The sequence below is a fragment of the Mesobacillus campisalis genome, from assembly GCF_000986785.1.
Taxonomy (GTDB): domain Bacteria; phylum Bacillota; class Bacilli; order Bacillales; family Cytobacillaceae; genus Mesobacillus_B; species Mesobacillus_B campisalis.
Genome location: NZ_LAYY01000054.1, coordinates 1 through 2786 on the forward strand (window position 1 = coordinate 1; position 2786 = coordinate 2786).

A 2786-nucleotide genomic window follows, 5' to 3' on the forward strand; every position below is an offset into this window, starting at 1 on the left:
GAAGTCCCTGTCCACTTCATTCCTTTGCCCATCTGGGTTTTAATACCTGACATGATGTCTCCTGCCTTTAACGTGCTCCTTCTCCGGTTACAATCACCTTGCATGTTTTCAGCAAAATTTTCAGTTCAAGAGCAAATGTAAGATTTTGAATATATTCGAGATCGTATTTCAACTTTTCCTGAGGAGAGAGATTGTATCCTCCATTTACCTGCGCAAGGCCCGTCAGCCCGGGCTTAACTAGCAGGCGATTTTCAAAGCCCCGAATTTCCTTGGTGAATTGCCTGGTAAACACAGGCCTCTCGGGCCTCGGCCCTATAAGCGACATATCCCCCTTCAGGACGGATATCAGCTGCGGAAGTTCATCGATTCGTGTTTTCCGTATAAAGGCACCAACTTTTGTAATCCGCGGATCATTGGCCTCAGCCCATTTCGCCCCAGCCGATTCAGCATTGCACAGCATGGATCGGAGCTTTATCATTTTAAAATGCCTGCCGTTCTTTCCAACCCTCTCCTGAAGATAGAAAGGTGATCCAGGTGTTTCAATGACAATTAAAGCAGCGAATATCCCAATAATCGGCAGCGCTAGCAATAGGCCGATTGTGGCCAGCACCAGATCCATAAACCTTTTATAAAAGAGATATTGCTCTGCCTGCTTGGAAAGATTAGGTTGACTCGTTTGAATAAGGGAATAATCCTGGTAGAATTTAAGGCTCTTATCAGCACTCAGAACAAGCTCACCTCCTACGTTGAAGTATAATCGGCGATTTTTGAGCCAGTATGAACACAGGTTAAAAATTCCATTAACTTTATAAACATTCTGTTAATTCTGTAAATGTTTGTGAATGATTAAAATGTGAGGTTTTGCAAGGGTGAAAGTTGGGTAACGAGGCCGTTGTCTATGGATGGAAATACAAAAAAGCCTTAAATCATAAGATTTAAGGCTTGAAAGGTTGTATGTAATGTGATGGTGGAGCCTAGCGGGATCGAACCGCTGACCTCCTGCGTGCAAAGCAGGCGCTCTCCCAGCTGAGCTAAGGCCCCTTGGAGCGGAAGACGGGATTCGAACCCGCGACCCCAACCTTGGCAAGGTTGTATTCTACCACTGAACTACTTCCGCAGTATATTGTATAAAAGAGAGTGAGCCATGAAGGACTCGAACCTTCGACCCTCTGATTAAAAGTCAGATGCTCTACCGACTGAGCTAATGGCTCATTTGATGGAGGGGAAACTTTAGTTAAATTAACCCTTCCTGTATAACCGTTTCGCATCCCGATGCTCGAAAGACCTTTCGGTCTACCTCGCAAGTTTCCGAGGATGAAATTTCGGCGAAGCGAGAAACTTGCTCTACCGACTGAGCTAATGGGTCAAAAAATGGCTGGGCTAGCAGGATTCGAACCTACGAATGACGGAGTCAAAGTCCGTTGCCTTACCGCTTGGCTATAGCCCAATGACAAAAATAAAAGGACAGGTATAGCATGTCCATTTTTTACTTTAACTATAATGGTGGAGGGGGACGGATTCGAACCGCCGAACCCGGAGGGAGCGGATTTACAGTCCGCCGCGTTTAGCCACTTCGCTACCCCTCCACAGAGTGCCGGCAAGAGGACTTGAACCCCCAACCTACTGATTACAAGTCAGTTGCTCTACCAATTGAGCTACACCGGCATATTAAAGGTTAAAACTATGAAAATGGTGGAGGATGACGGGATCGAACCGCCGACCCTCTGCTTGTAAGGCAGATGCTCTCCCAGCTGAGCTAATCCTCCAAATGGTGACCCCTACGGGATTCGAACCCGTGTTACCGCCGTGAAAGGGCGGTGTCTTAACCGCTTGACCAAGGGGCCTATATTAAAAACGAGAGCTTCCAAGCGGGCTCGAACCGCTGACCTCTTCCTTACCATGGAAGTGCTCTACCTACTGAGCTATGGAAGCATTGATTTATGCTGCCTGCCCTAAAACGGCTGACCGCTTTGAGAAATGGCTCCGCAGGTAGGATTCGAACCTACGACCGTTCGGTTAACAGCCGAATGCTCTACCACTGAGCTACTGCGGAATAATAACATTGCCTGGCAGCGTCCTACTCTCACAGGGGGAAACCCCCAACTACCATCGGCGCTGAGAAGCTTAACTTCCGTGTTCGGCATGGGAACGGGTGTGACCTTCTCGCCATCGCCGCCAGACATTTTTTCAAGACATTTATTATTATAATGCCTTTTTAGGATTTTGCAAGAGAAAATTTTCATTCCCTCAAAACTGGATAATGCATTTCAGAAGGTTTGCAATTACGAGTATCAACCTATTGGTTAAGTCCTCGATCGATTAGTATCAGTCAGCTCCACACGTCACCGCGCTTCCACCTCTGACCTATCAACCTGATCATCTTTCAGGGATCTTACTAGCTTGACGCTATGGGAAATCTCATCTTGAGGGGGGCTTCATGCTTAGATGCTTTCAGCACTTATCCCGTCCGCACATAGCTACCCAGCGATGCCTTTGGCAAGACAACTGGTACACCAGCGGTGCGTCCATCCCGGTCCTCTCGTACTAAGGACAGCTCCTCTCAAATTTCCTGCGCCCACGACGGATAGGGACCGAACTGTCTCACGACGTTCTGAACCCAGCTCGCGTACCGCTTTAATGGGCGAACAGCCCAACCCTTGGGACCGACTACAGCCCCAGGATGCGATGAGCCGACATCGAGGTGCCAAACCTCCCCGTCGATGTGGACTCTTGGGGGAGATAAGCCTGTTATCCCCGGGGTAGCTTTTATCCGTTGAGCGATGGCC

General features: G+C 48.3%; 1 protein-coding gene, 10 tRNA genes and 2 rRNA genes. All 13 read right to left on the reverse strand.

Features of this window, described 5'->3' with window-relative positions:
- Positions 1–67: 67 nt before the first annotated feature.
- Positions 68–727 carry a sugar transferase gene (locus tag WQ57_RS22145; protein WP_046525582.1) on the reverse strand — a complete coding sequence of 220 codons (660 nt, stop codon included), beginning with the start codon at positions 725–727 and terminating at the stop codon, positions 68–70.
- A gap of 238 nt (positions 728–965) precedes the next feature.
- Positions 966–1041: transfer RNA gene (locus WQ57_RS22150), tRNA-Ala, on the reverse strand.
- Between the two features lies 1 nt (position 1042).
- Positions 1043–1117 (reverse strand) — tRNA-Gly (locus WQ57_RS22155).
- A gap of 21 nt (positions 1118–1138) precedes the next feature.
- Positions 1139–1211, reverse strand: a tRNA-Lys gene (locus WQ57_RS22160).
- 161 nt (positions 1212–1372) lie between these two features.
- Positions 1373–1447 (reverse strand) — tRNA-Gln (locus tag WQ57_RS22165).
- A 54-nt stretch (positions 1448–1501) separates the two neighbouring features.
- Positions 1502–1586 (reverse strand) — tRNA-Tyr (locus tag WQ57_RS22170).
- A gap of 6 nt (positions 1587–1592) precedes the next feature.
- Positions 1593–1665 (reverse strand) — tRNA-Thr (locus tag WQ57_RS22175).
- A 25-nt stretch (positions 1666–1690) separates the two neighbouring features.
- Positions 1691–1766: transfer RNA gene (locus WQ57_RS22180), tRNA-Val, on the reverse strand.
- A 3-nt stretch (positions 1767–1769) separates the two neighbouring features.
- Positions 1770–1844: transfer RNA gene (locus tag WQ57_RS22185), tRNA-Glu, on the reverse strand.
- Positions 1845–1859: 15 nt separating this feature from the next.
- A tRNA-Thr gene (locus WQ57_RS22190) sits at positions 1860–1932 on the reverse strand.
- A 46-nt stretch (positions 1933–1978) separates the two neighbouring features.
- A tRNA-Asn gene (locus WQ57_RS22195) sits at positions 1979–2053 on the reverse strand.
- Between the two features lie 11 nt (positions 2054–2064).
- A 5S ribosomal RNA gene (rrf, locus tag WQ57_RS22200) occupies positions 2065–2180 on the reverse strand.
- Positions 2181–2299: 119 nt separating this feature from the next.
- Positions 2300–2786: ribosomal RNA gene (locus WQ57_RS22205) — 23S ribosomal RNA — on the reverse strand; the annotation flags it as partial.